The sequence below is a fragment of the Pseudomonas sp. UMAB-08 genome, assembly GCF_900095225.1.
GTDB lineage: Bacteria > Pseudomonadota > Gammaproteobacteria > Pseudomonadales > Pseudomonadaceae > Aquipseudomonas.
This window is the reverse complement of record NZ_LT607419.1, coordinates 1-14,789: the sequence shown is the minus strand read 5'-3', so window position 1 is coordinate 14,789 and position 14,789 is coordinate 1. Positions and strand designations below refer to the sequence as shown.

Genomic DNA, 14,789 nt, shown 5'->3' with positions numbered 1-14,789 from the left:
AGTTGCTCCCGGGCCAGTGGCACCAGTTCATTCAGTGGCCACCAGTAATACTGCAGGCTGCGTGCGAGCCGCTCCTTGGTTTCCGGCGTCAGCGGACGAACCGATTTCAGTCGACGCGAGGGGTCGCTGGACAGAATGATGATGCCATTCTCATCGCTGACAAAGGCTTCCAGTCGAGCCCGTTGCCAGCGCTCTTCCAGGGCTTCGAGGCGCACTTTGATCACGGCGACGCCAATGATCTTGCCTTGCTGTTCCAGGCCGTGGGCCAGGTAATAGCCGGGCTCTCCGGTGGTGCTGCCAATCCCGTAGAAACGACCGGGCAGGCCGCGCACCGCGTCCTGAAAGTAAGCGCGGAACGACAGGTCTTCGCCCAGATAACTGTCGGCATCACGCCAGTTGCTGGTGGCCAGCACGCGACCGGTGGTGTCGAGGACGTAAATCGCCCGGCTGCGACTGCGGCGATTCAGGCCTTCCAGGTATTCGTTGACGTCCTGACGCAGCTCCGGCGTAGGGTCATTCAATAGGCGCGAGACGTTGGCTTCAAGCTCGAGAACGCTCGGCAGGTAGGTGTATTTGCTGATCTCGCTTTCTACGGTGCGGGCGTGCAGCTCCAGCTGCCGTTCACCGTTCTCGCTCAGGGCTTGAACGCCGTTGTGCTCGCTGATCAGATAGCTGACATAGCCCAGCGCGACCATCAGCAAGACGACCAGCGGGGGCAGAAACAGGTGGCGTATCAGGCGGGGTTTCACGGCAAGTGATGGCGGCGCGGCGCGATAAAGGTTGGAATCGCATTTCATCACAGTCGTCCAGGACCGACCAGCTGTCTGTGCCCGATAAGCGTGGGCACAGACAGCTGGACTTACTTAGTGTTGCAGGATCTTGGCAAGGAAGTGCTGGGCGCGCTCGGAGCGTGCGGTCACATCACCAAAGAACTCTTCTTTCTCGCAATCTTCGACGATTTGCCCCTGATCCATGAAGATCACTCGGTTCGCCACTTTACGGGCGAAGCCCATTTCATGGGTCACGCACATCATGGTCATGCCTTCGTGGGCCAGTTGCACCATGACGTCGAGCACTTCGTTGACCATTTCCGGGTCCAGAGCCGAGGTCGGTTCATCGAACAGCATGACCACCGGGTCCATCGCCAACGCACGAGCAATCGCCACGCGTTGTTGCTGACCACCGGAAAGTTGACCCGGGTGCTTGTTGGCATGCGCGGACAAGCCGACACGCTCAAGCAGCTTGAGGCCTTTTTCGGTCGCTTCGGCCTTGCTGCGGCCAAGGACCTTGATCTGGGCGATGGTCAGGTTTTCGACGATGCTCAGGTGTGGGAACAGTTCGAAATGCTGAAACACCATGCCTACCCGCGAACGCAGTTTGGGCAGGTTGGTCTTGGGGTCGCTGATCGAGGTGCCGTCGACAATGATGTCGCCCTTCTGGAAGGGTTCCAGCGCATTCACACACTTGATCAGTGTCGATTTGCCAGAGCCGGATGGGCCGCAAACCACCACCACTTCACCTTTTTTGACCTCGGTGCTGCAATCAGTCAGCACCTGGAAGTCTCCGTACCACTTGTTGATATTCTTGATGGAAATCATACGGCGAACCTTTTTTGCAGACGCTTCACCAGCAGCGAGGCGGCAAAGCTGATCGTGAAATACACCAGACCGGCGAAGATCAGGAACTCATTGGAACGGCCAATGATGTCGCCACTGGAGCGCGTGGCATTGAGGAAGTCCACCAGGCCGACGGCATACACCAGCGAAGTGTCCTGGAACAAAATGATGCTCTGCTGCAGCAGCAGCGGGGTCATCTTGCGAAACGCCTGAGGCAGGATGATCAAACGCATCATTTGCCCGTAGTTCATCCCTAACGCCTGGGCTGCGCCCATCTGGCCTTTGGGGATGGACTGGACACCGGCCCGGACGATTTCGCAGAAGTACGCGGCCTCGAACATCATGAACGCCACCAGACAGGAGGTGAACGCTCCGATCGGGGTGTCTTCGCCAGTGATCCAGCGCAGCACAAACGGCACCGCCAGATAGAACCAGGTGATCACCAGCAGCAGCGGGATCGAGCGAAAGTAGTTCACGTAAGCGCCGGCGAGCCTTGCCAGCAACTTGCTCGATGACAAGCGCATCAACGCCAGGACAGTGCCAAGTGCAATGCCGCCGATGACGCCCAGCGCCATCAGTTGCAGGGTCATGATCATGCCGTTCCACATGCCCGGCAGGGCGGGAACAATTCCACTGAAGTCCATTATTTACCTCCCAGGGAAATCAGCCCGGGCACTGCAACTTTCTTCTCGATCATGCGCATCAACAGCATCAGGCTCATGTTCAAGGTGAAGTAGATCAGCGTCGCCAAGGTGAAGGCTTCGAACAGGTTGGCGGAGAACTCGGCGGTCTGTTTGGTCTGCGCAAGCAGCTCCATCAGGCCTATCAACGAGGCTACGGACGAGTTCTTGAAGACGTTCAGAAATTCCGAGGTCAGGGGTGGAATGATGATGCGGTATGCCTGGGGCAGCAGCACGTTCCAGTAGATCTGCGGCAGTTTGAAGCCCATGGCTCTGGCCGCCGATTCCTGGCCGCCAGGCAGCGCCTGGATACCGGTGCGCACTTGTTCGCAAACCCGTGCAGCAGTGAACAGGCCAAGACAGACCACAACACTTAGAAAGGCCGATGTCGTGGGGTTGAGGTCTTGCTTGTACCACTGCTGAAGGTTGTCAGGCAGCAAATCCGGCACCAGGAAGTACCAGATAAACAATTGCACCAGCAGCGGAACGTTACGGAAAAGTTCCACGTAAACCGTGGCAATGCCCGACACCCAGCGGTTAGGCACAGTACGCATGACCCCGAGCACAGAGCCCAGCAGTAACGCGATGATCCAGGCGGCGACGGCGATAGCGATGGTCCAGCCCAGGCCGGTGAGGTACCAGTCCAGATAGATTTCTTTGCCGATACCGGTGGACTTGAGGAATACGCCCCAGTCCCAGTTGTAATTCATCAGGGTCTCCCCTCAGTTTGATCGATTCACAGGCGCCTTATTTCACTTGAGCGCGCGTTTGCGTGCTCAAGTGAAAGATTAGCCAGTGTTTAGATGGCTTTGTCGGGAGCCGGCTTGTCGGTAGGGTTGGCGATCAGGTTTTTCAGCTCGTCACTCATCGGGAAGTTCAGGTTCAGACCCTTTGGCGGGATTGGCTGCATGAACCATTTGGCGTAGATCGTGTTGATCTCGCCCGAGGTGAACGTTGCCTTGATTGCGTCATCGACAGCTTTCTTGAACGGGGCGTCGTCTTTACGAACCATGCAGCCGTAGATTTCATAGGACTGCGCGGTGCCGGTCACTGCCCAGTCATCAGGCTTCTTGGCTTTGGCCATTTCGCCTGCGAGCAGGGCATCGTCCATCATGAACGCGACCGCACGGCCGGACTCGAGCATGTTGAAGGATTCGCCATGGTCCTTGGCAGAGATGACGTTCATGCCCATCTGCTTGTCGGCGTTCATCGATTTGATGATGCGCTCGGACGTGGTGCCCGCGGTGGTCACGACGTTCTTGCCTTTCAGATCAGCGAAGTCTTTGTACGGAGAGTCTTTTTTGGTCAGCAGGCGCGTACCGATTTCGAAGATGCCCACCGAGAAGTCAACTTGTTGGCCGCGTTCGGCATTGTTGGTGGTGGAGCCGCACTCAAGGTCTACAGTGCCGTTTTGCACCAGCGGGATACGGGTTTGCGACGTGACCAGGTTGTATTTGACCTTCAGGTCAGGCATAGCCAGGTCTTTCTTGATGGCGTCGACGACTTTTAGCTGTATGTCGTGGGAGTAGCCGACCGGAACCCCGGAAGCGTCAGCGATATAGGAAAACGGGATGGAGGCGTCGCGGTGTCCGAGGGTGATGGTGCCAGACTCTTTGATTTTCTTCAGTGTGCCGGTGAGTTCGGCAGCGAAAACTGGAGTGCTAATCAGAGCGGCAGCGATTGCTGCGCCCAAAATATGGGGAACGATGCGCATCAGTTAATCCTCGACTTTGTTTTTTTTATGGGGACCCGTGTGGAGGTCCTCTGGGTAAACGAGTGCGTTCAGCGGCGGCCCAATCAGGCGCACGCTACAGTCGGCACATTCGACATGGAGTGTAGAGCATGACTCATGCCAAAGCGGTGACAAGGATTAACATATTGATTTGTATGGTATTTATTTGGATTTAGAGCGCAGGAGAATCTGGCCGCGTCCGGCAGTCCGAACTAATCGGGGAGGCGCGTTCGGAAAACCGAATGACTTGAGGCTGCTGCACAACAACCTCCCCTTTGCGAGGAGGCTATTGGTGGGGAGGGTCAGGCGGCTTCGATGCTGCTTTTATTGCGCGTGACGGTATTGAGGTAGTCCTGCACGCGCACCTGCTCGCTCGGCGTGGTGAATAGACCCAACTTGCTGCGACGCCAAAGAATGTCTTCGGCATTCAGGGCCCATTCCTCGCTGCACAGATAATCGACTTCGCGGGTGTAGAGGCCGCCTCCGAGGTGCTCGCCCATATCGGCGAGGCTCTGCACACCTTCGAGCAGGCGCCAGCTGCGGCTGCCGTAGGTGCGGGCCCAGCGTTGGGCAACGTCGCTGGGCAGCCAGTCGAAACGTTTCGTCAATTCGCCACTCAGGGCCTGTGGCGTGCTCATGTCTTCGCCGCCGGGCAGGCTGGCAGTGGCGGTCCAGCTGGGTTTCATGTGCGGGAAGAAGGGCGCAAGGTGGGTCATCGCCGATTCTGCCAGCTTGCGATAAGTCGTCAACTTGCCGCCGAACACCGAAAGGATCGGGGCTTCTTGAGCGCTGCCCGAGAGTGACAGTGTGTAATCGCGGGTCACGGCTGAAGGGTTGTCCGATTCGTCATTGCACAGCGGACGAACGCCCGAATAGGTGCGCACGATGTCGCTGCGGCTCAGTTGTTTCTTGAAGTGTTCATTGACCACTTTGAGCAGGTAGTCGATTTCGTCTTCGGTAATCGTCACCTTGTTCGGATCGCCCTGATATTCACGGTCTGTGGTGCCGATGATGGTGAAGCGTTCCAGGTACGGAATCGTGAAGACGATGCGCTGGTCTTCGTTTTGCAGAATGAACGCGTTTTCGCCGTCGTACAGTTTGGGCACGATCAGGTGGCTGCCCTGAATCAGGCGAATGCCGTAAGGGGAGTCGAGTTTCAGGTCATCACGAATGAATTTGGCAACCCAGGGCCCGGCAGCGTTGACCAGCGCTTTGGCGCGAATGGAAAACAGACTGCCGTCGGAGCGTTCCATGTTCATGTGCCACAGGCCCTTGCTGCGGCGGGCGTTGATGCAGCGCGTCTGGGTATGAACGTGCGCGCCGTTTTCACGCGCGGCCATGGCGTTGAGCACCACCAGGCGAGCGTCGTCTACCCAGCAATCGGAGTATTCGAAACCGCGGGTTATCGTGGCGTTTAGCGGGCTGTCGCTGCCAAAGCGCAGGCTGCGCGAGGCGGGCAGCTTTTCCCGCTTGCCCAGATGGTCGTACAAGAACAGGCCGGCACGGATCATCCAAGCCGGGCGCAGATGCGGACGATGAGGGAGCACGAAGCGCATCGGCTTGACGATATGGGGCGCTTTGGCCAGCAGCACTTCACGTTCGGCGAGTGCTTCTCGTACCAGGCGAAATTCATAATGTTCGAGATAGCGCAGTCCACCATGGATCAGCTTGCTGCTGGCTGATGATGTATGGCTGGCCAGGTCATCCTTTTCGCAAAGGAACACCGATAAACCGCGACCGGCTGCGTCCGCTGCTATCCCTACGCCATTGATACCACCGCCAATGACGGCGATGTCGTAGATTTCGGAAAGCGGTGGCACGGGCAAGGTGGTGTGGGGCATTTGATGGCCTCCTGTCTGGATCTTCAAAACATAGCTTCGAACGGCGAATCCGAACATTTATGTTCAATTTCGAAAATCATAGCTCAATAAAGAGCGCGCATCCAGTCTGTATTCATTGAAAATACTGATGGGAGGGGAGGGAAATGAATAAATTCGAACATTTTAATTCAGTGTGCCAGGCACGCGTACGTCGCGTCCCTCGCGAATGAACTCGCTCCCATAGAACGTTTGTGGTCTCTGGGGGGACGAATTTATTCGCGATGAAAGCTGCATGTCAGGCGATAGATAGATGTCGGGAGGTCAGACCACTTCCAGACGAATCTTGTACTGGGTCAATAACTGCATCAGTGCAGGGACGGGGGCCTCGTCGGTGACCAGGCAGTCGATCAGGCTGATCGGTCCCAGGCGGACCATGGCGTTGCGTCCGAACTTGCTGGAGTCGGCGGCCAGCAGCACTTTTCGGGCGTTGGCGATGATCGCCTGGGACACCCGTACTTCCTGATAATCAAAGTCCAGCAAGCTGCCGTCTTCATCAATGCCGCTGATGCCGACCAAGGCGAAGTCGACTTTGAACTGATTGATGAAGTCGACGCAGGCTTGACCCACCACCCCCCCATCGCGGCGAACAGTGCCGCCAGCCAGCAGGACTTCGAAGTCATCCTTGGCGCTGAGGATCGAGGCAACATGCAGGTTGTTGGTGATGATTTTCAAGTTGTTGTGATTGAGCAGCGCACGGGCAATGGATTCGGTGGTGGTGCCGATATTGATGAACAGCGAGGCGTGGTCCGGGATCTGCGCGGCGATGGCCTCGGCGATCCGTTGTTTCTCATCGCGCATCTGGTCCGCACGCATGGCGTAGGCCGTGTTCTCGATGCTCGAGTCATAGGCTGCGCCGCCATGGTAGCGGCGCAACAGGCTCATTTCCGCCAATTGATTGATATCACGGCGGATGGTTTGCGGGGTCACGACAAACAGCTGAGCCATTTCTTCGATGCTGACATAGCCGCGTTCGCGTACCAGCTCTAGGATCTGCTGCTGGCGGGGAGGCAGGTTCATTGTTTTGATTTTCCTATCGGGCTGCCAAACAAATGGCGACCATCATGCCGCAGCCCAATAGCGCTGTCAGCCGGAAACTCATACCGCTCCCCGCCCTTGCGGGCAGTCGTCGATCAGTTGCTTTCTTCGTGCGGTTCCCAATCGCGGGTGCGGCTCACGGCTTTTTTCCAGCCGGCATAGAGTTTTTCTCTTTCCTCCTCGGCAAGTTGCGGTTCGAATTCGCGCTCGATCACCGCTTTGCTGCGCAACTCGTCCAGGCTGCCCCAGAAGCCGATGGCCAGGCCGGCCAGATAAGCGGCGCCCAGTGCGGTGGTTTCACGCATTTGCGGACGTTCGACCATCGTCCCGAGAATGTCGGCCTGGAACTGCATCAAAAAGTTGTTGGCCACAGCGCCACCGTCCACGCGCAAGGCTTTGAGGCGTTCGCCGGAGTCCTGCTGCATGGCGTCCAGCACGTCACGTGTCTGGTAGGCGATCGACTCGAGCGCGGCACGAATGATGTGGTCGACCTTGACCCCGCGGGTCAGGCCGAACAATGCGCCACGGGCATACGGGTCCCAGTACGGCGCGCCCAGCCCGGTAAAGGCGGGTACGAGGTAGACGCCATTGCTGTCCTTGACCTTGCCGGCGAAGTACTCGGTGTCCAGCGCGTCATTGATGAGTTTCAGTTCGTCTCGCAGCCACTGGATGGTGGAACCGCCGTTGAATACAGCGCCTTCAAGGGCATAAGCGACTTCGCCGCGTGGGCCGCAGGCGATGGTGGTCAGCATGCCATGTTGCGACTTCACGGCTTTTTTTCCGGTATTCATCAGCAGGAAGCAGCCGGTGCCGTAGGTGTTCTTCGCCTGACCGGGTTCGACGCACATCTGGCCGAACAAGGCTGCTTGCTGGTCTCCCGCAATACCGGCGATAGGAATGCCGCTTTTGCTGTGGCCGTAAACCTCTGAGGAGGAACGTACCTCGGGCAACATCTCGCGCGGGATATCCAGCACCTTCAGCATCTTTTCATCCCACTCCAGGGTATGAATATTGAAGAGCAGAGTGCGCGAGGCGTTGGTGTAATCGGTGACGTGAACCTTGCCGCCGGTGAATTTCCAGATCAGCCAGGTATCAATGGTGCCGAACAGCAGCTCGCCTTTGCGTGCGCGTTCACGACTGCCTTCGACGTGATCGAGAATCCACTTGAGCTTGGTGCCTGAGAAGTAAGGGTCGGTGACCAGTCCTGTGGTGTCCTTGATGTAGTCTTCCAGGCCGTCACGTTTGAGCTGCTGACAGATCTCGGTGCTGCGGCGGCATTGCCAGACAATCGCGTTGTAGATAGGGCGGCCGGTTTCTTTTTCCCACACGACCGTGGTTTCACGCTGATTGGTGATGCCAATGGCCGCAATCTGATCATGATGCAGATCAGCCTGGGCGAGTGCCTTGGTCATGCACGCGGTCTGGGTGGCGAAGATTTCCATAGGGTCATGTTCGACCCATCCCGCTTGCGGGTAATGCTGGACGAACTCGCTTTGCGCGGAACTGACCACGTTGGCATCGCGGTCGAAAATAATGGCGCGTGAACTGGTCGTACCCTGGTCAAGGGCAATGATGTAGTTCTTATTCTGTGTGTCAGTCATGTCGATTGCCTTGCACTGGATGGGTGAGGTTCAAGATGAAGCCTGAGCTTTGCTGCGAACGACGCTGGCGTCCTTCTGCTCTACAACAAGGGCACTGGGCAGGTGGCGGGCGATCAGCCCGCGATAGCTTGCAGCACCCAGACAGGCGCCAAGGATTGGCGCGAAAATCGGGATCAGAAAATAGGGGGTTTCACGGCCGCCGGTAAACGCCATCGGACCCCACCCCGCGAAGAATGTCATCAGTTTAGGGCCGAAATCCCGCGCCGGGTTCATCGCAAACCCGGTCAGTGGCCCCATGGCGCTGCCGATCACGGCGATCAACAAGCCAATCAGCAACGGCGCCATGGGCCCTCGAGGCAAACCGTTGTTGTCGTCGGTCAAGGACATGATCACGCACATGAGAATGGCGGTGATCACCACTTCAACCAAGAAGGCTTGCCCGGTGGATATCGCGGGATTGGGGTATGTGGAAAAGATTGAAGCCAGCTCAAGGCTGGCTTGAGTCCCGCGCACCATGTGGTGCACGTGTTCGAATTCGAAGAACAGGCTGATGTAGAGCAGGTACACCAACGCGGCCGCACAAAAGGCGCCGGCCACTTGGGCGAGAATATAGAACGGCAGCTTTCGCTTTTCGAAGTCACCGAAAATGCACAGCGCAATGCTCACGGCAGGATTGAGGTGTGCGCCGGATACGCCAGCGGTCAGGTAAATCGCCATGCTGACGCCAATGCCCCAGATGATGCTGATTTCCCACAGCCCAAAGCTGGCACCAGCGACCTTGAGCGCTGCAACGCAACCGGTACCAAAAAAAATCAACAACGCGGTGCCCAGGAATTCAGCCAGGCATTGACCCGTCAGCGTCGGTTGTTGCAGGGGTTGCTGTATAGCCGTTGTCATGGAAGCCTCTTTTTTTGTTGTTCTGAAACGCTGAAGGAAAGTCATCAGCGCTTATCTTTTTCCACATCAGAGAAGTCCCCGTCTCCGAGCAGCCAACGATCCTTAGTCACCACCAAACCGAAAATATTCGTTATCGAAAAAATATAGACAAGAAAGAATGCTGTCAAAGGTCGAAAGTGAACCGTAGGCCATAATCGGACCGCCAGTCTTTAGTTCGTTGCCCATTTCTATGTAGGAAACGTCTTATTGCTGCCCTTAAATTTATTTTTGGTACCGGCCATGACGGCGACATAGCTTGAATATCGCTGCCAATAAGGTGTTTTGGCTGGAGATGTCCTAAAGTAGGCGTTTTGATCTCAACGCCCTGCGACATCCCGGAGAGCTGCATGACCCCCGCATTGGATTTGTTGAAAAAAGTTCGCGCAGAGCACCGTGTGCACAGTTATGAACACGACCCGAAGGCGGCCTCTTATGGTCTGGAGGCGGCGGAGAAGCTTGGTCTGGAGCCTGCACAGGTGTTTAAAACCCTGTTGGCGGTGACTGAAAAAGGCGAATTGCTGGTGGCGGTGGTCCCGGTCGTCGGAAGTCTTGATCTCAAAGCGTTGGCGCATGCAGCGGGCGCCAAAAAAGTCGAAATGGCCGATCCCGCAGCCGCTCAGCGCGCCACAGGCTATTTACTGGGCGGCATTAGCCCGTTAGGGCAGAAGAAGAGGTTGCGTACCTTCATTGATCAATCGGCCCAGTCTTTCGCCACTGTCTTCGTCAGCGCCGGGCGCCGGGGCCTGGAGGTGGAGCTTTCGGCTGCTGTACTGGCGGAGCTCACCCAGGCAACGTTTTCCGGGATTGGTCGCGCTTAGCGCTCTGTATTGTCGATAACGACACGTTCTGTGACTGGCGGTGCATCCGGCAGACGCGCATGCTGGGGCAAATAATGTCAGGGACGGGCCAGCTCATGCAGCTTGAATTTCATCAGGTCGACGCCTTCAGTAACCGCCCGTTCAGTGGCAACCCGGCGATGGTCTATCGACTGGATGCCTGGCTAGCGGATGAGTTGATGCAGCGAATCGCTGCCGAGCACAATCTGGCGGAAACCGCGTTTCTGGTCCGCGAAGCTCAGGGTTGGCACATCCGCTGGTTTACTCCGACCACGGAAGTCCCGCTGTGTGGTCACGCCACCCTGGCCAGCGCTTACGTGTTATTCGAGGTCTACAAAGAGCCGGTCGAGCGGATAGATTATATTGGCAAGTCCGGCGTCATGAGCGTCACCCGCGAAAACGATCGGTTGTTGCTGGACTTTCCGGCCCTGGTGCCTCACGAAGTGGGGGTGACTGTCGAGCTTCAGCGCGCGCTGGGCATCGATATCGTCGATGTGTTGGGCTCGACCGAGTTGCTGGTGGTCCTGGAGTCCGAACAGGCGGTGCGCGACTGCGCGCCCGATATGGCTGCGTTGGCGCGTTTACCGTGGCCAGGCGTTATCGTCACTGCCATGGGCACCCAGCATGATTTTGTCTCCCGCTACTTCGCACCGGCTATCGGTATCCCCGAGGACCCTGTGACTGGCTCCACCCACTGCTGTCTGATTCCCTATTGGTCGAAGCGTCTTGGCAAACAAGGGCTGACCGCCTACCAATGCTCGACCCGTGGCGGCGAGCTGTTCTGTCGACTGGAGGGGGAGCGCGTCAAAATCGGTGGGCATGCAACCTTGGTGGCGAGCGGGAAGCTATTGCTCGGTTGATGCCCCGGTAGAGGCGTTAGATTTGCCTGAGACTGCCGGCTGCCTGGAACAGCACCAGATGATCAGCCGCCACACGAATCCCGACCTCATCGCCCGCGCGATAGTCGGCGTGGCTGGGGAAAATCGCTTCCAGTTGGCTGCCTGTTGGCATTTGCAGTCGATACAGTGTCGAAGCGCCCTGAAAGGTCTTGCTCACAACGAGCGCCTTGAGTGTGCTGTCTGGCGCGTAGACGATGTCGTCTGGCCTTAGCAGCACGTCCACGGCGCTGCCGGCCGCCCAAACATAGGCGCGATTGCCACGTAACAGACCCAGCTCGGTCTGCACCGATTCCGGACTGACGAGTTGCCCGCGGATGAAATAGCCCTTGCCGATAAAGCTGGCGACGAAGGGGGTCAGCGGTTCGTGATAGAGGTTGTAGGGCGTATCCCACTGCTCAAGGCGTCCTTCTTTGAAGACGCCGACGTGATCGCTGACAGCAAAGGCTTCTTCCTGATCGTGAGTCACCAGAATTGCGCTGGTGCCACGTACCTTGAGGATCTCGCGGACTTCGTGACTGAGACGCCGCCGCAGCTCACCGTCGAGGTTGGAAAAAGGCTCATCCAGCAACAGCAGCTGAGGCTCCGGTGCCAAGGCTCGAGCCAGTGCGACACGCTGTTGTTGGCCGCCTGACAACTCATGCGGGTAACGTTTGCCCAGCGTGCCGAGGTTGACCAGTTCGAGCAGTTCGTCGGTGACCTGCTTGAGGCGGGGGTGTTTGCGAATGCCGAAACCGATGTTTTCCGCGACACTCAGGTGCGGAAACAGCGCGTAGTCCTGAAAGACCATGCCGATCCGGCGCTTCTCGGGCGCCAGGGTGAAGCCTGGGCGCGAGATCACTTCGCCGGCCAGCGTAATTTCACCTTCATACACCGGCTCAAACCCGGCGATGGCACGCAGTGTGGTGGTCTTGCCGCACCCGGAGGAGCCCAGCAAGCAGCCAATATCGCCGGTATTGAGGTGCAGGTTAAGGTCCTGCACCACCCGTTGATCCTGATAACCACACGCCAGATTGCGCAGATTCAGCAGTAAAGGCTGGCTCATGCGTGGTGGTAGGCCGGCTCGACCAGAAGTTCAAGCAGTGCTTTTTGCGCGTGCAGGCGGTTTTCGGCTTGATCCCAGGCCACAGCTCGAGGGTCGTCGAGCAGATCAAGGCTGATTTCTTCACCACGGTGAGCGGGCAGACAATGCATGAACAGGACGTCTTCGGCGGCCAGATCAAGCAACTCGCGCGTCACCTGGAAGGGGGCGAACAAGGCCAGCCGCTTGGCGGTTTCCTCTTCCTGACCCATTGAGGTCCAGACATCGGTGCTGACCAGATGTGCGCCTGCCACGGCTAGCCGAGGGTCTCGAACGACGCTGACCCTGTCACCGGCCAGTGCGAGGAATTCGGCGTTGGGCTCGTAACCTTCGGGGCAGGCGACACGTAGCTGAAAATCGAACTGGATCGCGGCTTCTATATAGCTGTTACACATGTTGTTGCCATCGCCGATCCACGCCACGGTTTTGCCCTGAATCGAACCGCGATGTTCGAGAAAGGTTTGCATGTCCGCCAGCAGCTGGCAGGGGTGTAGGTCATCGGAAAGGCCGTTGATCACGGGTACGCGGGAGTTGGCGGCAAACTCCGTCAGGTTGCTGTGGGCGAACGTCCGTATCATCACCGCATCGACCATGCGCGACATGACTTTCGCGCAGTCGCTGATCGGTTCGCCTCGACCCAGTTGGGTGTCGCGAGGCGACAGAAAGATCGCCTGACCACCCAGCTGGATCATCCCGGCTTCGAACGAAATACGCGTGCGCGTCGAGGATTTCTCGAAAATCATGCCGAGAACCCGGTTTTTCAGTGGCTCGAAGAGTACGCCGCGGTTACGCAGGTCCTTCAGCTCTATGCCGCGACGAATCACGCTGACTAGCTCTTCTGGCGTGTAATCCATCATCGAGAGAAAGTGCCTTGCGCTCATCATTAACTACCTTTTTGCAACAGACCGCAGATACTCAAAGCCGGGTTTTATCAGGAAAACGGGCGAGACCTGCGGCGAAAGCCGCACGGGGCGACGAATAGGGAAAGGCGCGATGTTATAAGCAAATGTCGCGTATTGCCAATAGCGCCTTTGATCTGTAAGGGTTTCTAGCTGTTTCGAAATTGCCATGGGCCAATAGTGGGCCAAAGTGGACATTTATAGCTTGCTAAGCTCGGCCCAATCCGACGTAGAGTTGATCCACTTCGCATAGGTCGAGAGCAGCATTTGTACACTGTGACCAAGCTGGTTGGCAATAAAGGCCGTGTTCATGTTCGCCATCAGGCACATGGTCGCGTAGGTGTGTCGGCAGTCGTACTGGCGACGACGGCGGATGCCGAGCCTGACCAGTGACGCCATGAAGTATTTCTTGGTCGTGCTGTCGGATGCAATCCAGCTTCCAGGTCCCTTTGCTGTGGTAAACACGAACTCCGCACCATCGCTAGCCATCGAGCGCGCCACCTCAATCGCATGAAGTGCTCGATCATTCAGCAACACATCCCGAACGGTCTTGGTCTTTATTCGCTCGACCAGCTGGCCTTTCACGATCTGCCTGCAGACGTGAACCCTCTTTTTCTCCTCGCTTACCTCCGACCACTTCAGCGCCCGGACTTCACCGGGACGCATGCCTGTAAAAAAACAAAACTCAAAATAAGCTGCATAGATCTGCGTGCGCCCGATAAGCGCTTCGTACATGCTGGCGATAATCCGCTCCGCCTCGTCACGCTCGAAGGGGTCAACTTGGCGTTTTGGCAGCTTCGCGCGCGGCATGGACTTGCACGGGTTGCGCGACATATGGCCGTCCATCACGGCAGTGGCCAGCACGCTCGATAACTTGTCCATCGCATTGCGGCGAATCCCCGGCGAATCCCACTCGATAGAAGCCACGATCTTGCGGATGTCGGCCGAGGTGATGTCATCGATTCGCCTACTCGACAAAGCAGGCATCCATACACCGTTCAGGATCGCTAGGTAGTTGTCGCGCGTCTCCTTCACGATGTCCCGACTATTAAGCCATGTCTGCGAGAACTCTCCGAACGTCGGGGTCTTTCGGTCCAGGTTGTAATTTGAGTTCGGGAACATCTGGGCGTACATATCGTCAGTCATGACGCCCAGCTTGATCATTTCCTTTACACGAGCACAGAGACTGCCTGCCGAGGCGAGCCCTTTCGCGGTCGGCTTATGGGGAGTCGGTTCACTTCGGCGCTGACCGTTCCACGTAAAACGGATGCGGACCGCTTCGCCGCGGGCCTCGACGCCATCAGGGAGACCCATTGATTTTCTGCCCATGCGTTGTATCGCTCCAAGCTGAACATGATGCGTCCGTTAACTTTCTCCCAGACGCCTTGCGGGATGATTCCGGTGAGCCGCTTGTACTCAAGCGCTCTGGAAGTTGTGCCGATCAGTTCGGCCAACTTTGATTCGGGGATCTTATCGACCTGAAATGATTCAAGGTCATCCAGGATCAATGGTTTTTTCGAAGACATGCGCGTACTGCTCCATGCCGCGCGTGGCGGCAGAAGGTGGTGGATTAGGCGGGGTAGGCCAGTTGATAGGC

At 57.3% G+C, this 14,789-nt stretch carries 14 protein-coding genes; 2 read left to right on the top strand and 12 right to left on the bottom strand.

All coding sequences use genetic code 11. The annotated features are described in order from the left end of the window. The 9 genes from K0F75_RS11905 to K0F75_RS11865 all read right to left on the bottom strand — a co-directional run. Positions 1-797: cache domain-containing protein (locus tag K0F75_RS11905; protein WP_257604341.1), on the bottom strand; the 797-nt coding region annotated here is incomplete at its 3' end. Between the two features lie 66 nt (positions 798-863). Continuing rightward, entirely contained in the window at positions 864-1,598 is a 735-nt protein-coding gene (locus K0F75_RS11900; protein WP_219062062.1) for an amino acid ABC transporter ATP-binding protein, read from the bottom strand. Next, positions 1,595-2,263: an amino acid ABC transporter permease gene (locus K0F75_RS11895; protein WP_219062346.1), complete on the bottom strand. Its 669-nt coding sequence runs from the start codon at positions 2,261-2,263 to the stop codon at positions 1,595-1,597. Before K0F75_RS11895 ends, K0F75_RS11900 begins: the two co-directional genes overlap by 4 nt. Then, a complete protein-coding gene (locus tag K0F75_RS11890) occupies positions 2,260-3,006 on the bottom strand; it encodes an amino acid ABC transporter permease (RefSeq protein WP_219062061.1) in 747 nt (248 codons plus the stop codon). Before K0F75_RS11890 ends, K0F75_RS11895 begins: the two co-directional genes overlap by 4 nt. An 89-nt stretch (positions 3,007-3,095) precedes the next feature. Next, positions 3,096-4,010 (bottom strand): glutamate/aspartate ABC transporter substrate-binding protein, encoded by a 915-nt coding sequence (locus K0F75_RS11885; protein WP_219062060.1) that lies wholly within the window; start codon positions 4,008-4,010, stop codon positions 3,096-3,098. A gap of 320 nt (positions 4,011-4,330) precedes the next feature. Then, positions 4,331-5,869 (bottom strand): glycerol-3-phosphate dehydrogenase, encoded by a 1,539-nt coding sequence (gene glpD, locus K0F75_RS11880; RefSeq protein ID WP_219062059.1) that lies wholly within the window; start codon positions 5,867-5,869, stop codon positions 4,331-4,333. A gap of 300 nt (positions 5,870-6,169) precedes the next feature. Further along, positions 6,170-6,925 (bottom strand): DeoR/GlpR family transcriptional regulator, encoded by a 756-nt coding sequence (locus tag K0F75_RS11875; RefSeq protein WP_219062058.1) that lies wholly within the window; start codon positions 6,923-6,925, stop codon positions 6,170-6,172. A 113-nt stretch (positions 6,926-7,038) separates the two neighbouring features. Continuing rightward, a complete protein-coding gene (glpK, locus tag K0F75_RS11870; protein ID WP_219062057.1) occupies positions 7,039-8,544 on the bottom strand; it encodes a glycerol kinase GlpK in 1,506 nt (501 codons plus the stop codon). A 30-nt stretch (positions 8,545-8,574) separates the two neighbouring features. Further along, positions 8,575-9,441, bottom strand: a complete 867-nt coding sequence (locus K0F75_RS11865) for an MIP/aquaporin family protein (protein WP_219062056.1) — start codon at positions 9,439-9,441, stop codon at positions 8,575-8,577. A gap of 386 nt (positions 9,442-9,827) precedes the next feature. Here K0F75_RS11865 and ybaK point away from each other — a divergent pair, with 386 nt between their 5' ends. Together ybaK and K0F75_RS11855 are read left to right on the top strand one after the other, a co-directional pair. Further along, complete coding sequence (ybaK, locus tag K0F75_RS11860) at positions 9,828-10,298, top strand: Cys-tRNA(Pro) deacylase (protein ID WP_219062055.1); 471 nt, start codon at positions 9,828-9,830, stop codon at positions 10,296-10,298. A gap of 95 nt (positions 10,299-10,393) precedes the next feature. Beyond that, the gene (locus tag K0F75_RS11855) at positions 10,394-11,176 is read left to right on the top strand and encodes a PhzF family phenazine biosynthesis protein (RefSeq protein ID WP_219062054.1); all 783 of its coding nucleotides are present in this window, start codon (positions 10,394-10,396) and stop codon (positions 11,174-11,176) included. A gap of 16 nt (positions 11,177-11,192) precedes the next feature. Here the strand turns inward: K0F75_RS11855 and K0F75_RS11850 are convergent, their stop codons facing one another. The 3 genes from K0F75_RS11850 to K0F75_RS11840 all read right to left on the bottom strand — a co-directional run bounded on the left by K0F75_RS11850 (position 11,193) and on the right by K0F75_RS11840 (position 14,521). Continuing rightward, positions 11,193-12,257: an ABC transporter ATP-binding protein gene (locus K0F75_RS11850; RefSeq protein ID WP_219062053.1), complete on the bottom strand. Its 1,065-nt coding sequence runs from the start codon at positions 12,255-12,257 to the stop codon at positions 11,193-11,195. Further along, positions 12,254-13,174, bottom strand: a complete 921-nt coding sequence (gene argF, locus K0F75_RS11845; protein ID WP_219062052.1) for an ornithine carbamoyltransferase — start codon at positions 13,172-13,174, stop codon at positions 12,254-12,256. Before argF ends, K0F75_RS11850 begins: the two co-directional genes overlap by 4 nt. Positions 13,175-13,390: 216 nt before the next feature. Beyond that, entirely contained in the window at positions 13,391-14,521 is a 1,131-nt protein-coding gene (locus tag K0F75_RS11840; protein WP_219062051.1) for a tyrosine-type recombinase/integrase, read from the bottom strand. Between the last annotated feature and the right edge of the window lie 268 nt (positions 14,522-14,789).

Coding starts and splice junctions, on each gene's coding strand:
- ybaK (WP_219062055.1), top strand. CDS start 9,828: ATGACCCCCGCATTGGATTTGTTGAAAAAAGTTCGCGCAGAGCACCGT.
- K0F75_RS11855 (WP_219062054.1), top strand. CDS start 10,394: ATGCAGCTTGAATTTCATCAGGTCGACGCCTTCAGTAACCGCCCGTTC.
- glpD (WP_219062059.1), bottom strand. CDS start 5,869: ATGCCCCACACCACCTTGCCCGTGCCACCGCTTTCCGAAATCTACGAC.
- K0F75_RS11850 (WP_219062053.1), bottom strand. CDS start 12,257: ATGAGCCAGCCTTTACTGCTGAATCTGCGCAATCTGGCGTGTGGTTAT.
- K0F75_RS11900 (WP_219062062.1), bottom strand. CDS start 1,598: ATGATTTCCATCAAGAATATCAACAAGTGGTACGGAGACTTCCAGGTG.
- K0F75_RS11885 (WP_219062060.1), bottom strand. CDS start 4,010: ATGCGCATCGTTCCCCATATTTTGGGCGCAGCAATCGCTGCCGCTCTG.
- K0F75_RS11840 (WP_219062051.1), bottom strand. CDS start 14,521: ATGGGCAGAAAATCAATGGGTCTCCCTGATGGCGTCGAGGCCCGCGGC.
- K0F75_RS11865 (WP_219062056.1), bottom strand. CDS start 9,441: ATGACAACGGCTATACAGCAACCCCTGCAACAACCGACGCTGACGGGT.
- K0F75_RS11890 (WP_219062061.1), bottom strand. CDS start 3,006: ATGAATTACAACTGGGACTGGGGCGTATTCCTCAAGTCCACCGGTATC.
- K0F75_RS11875 (WP_219062058.1), bottom strand. CDS start 6,925: ATGAACCTGCCTCCCCGCCAGCAGCAGATCCTAGAGCTGGTACGCGAA.
- argF (WP_219062052.1), bottom strand. CDS start 13,174: ATGAGCGCAAGGCACTTTCTCTCGATGATGGATTACACGCCAGAAGAG.
- glpK (WP_219062057.1), bottom strand. CDS start 8,544: ATGACTGACACACAGAATAAGAACTACATCATTGCCCTTGACCAGGGT.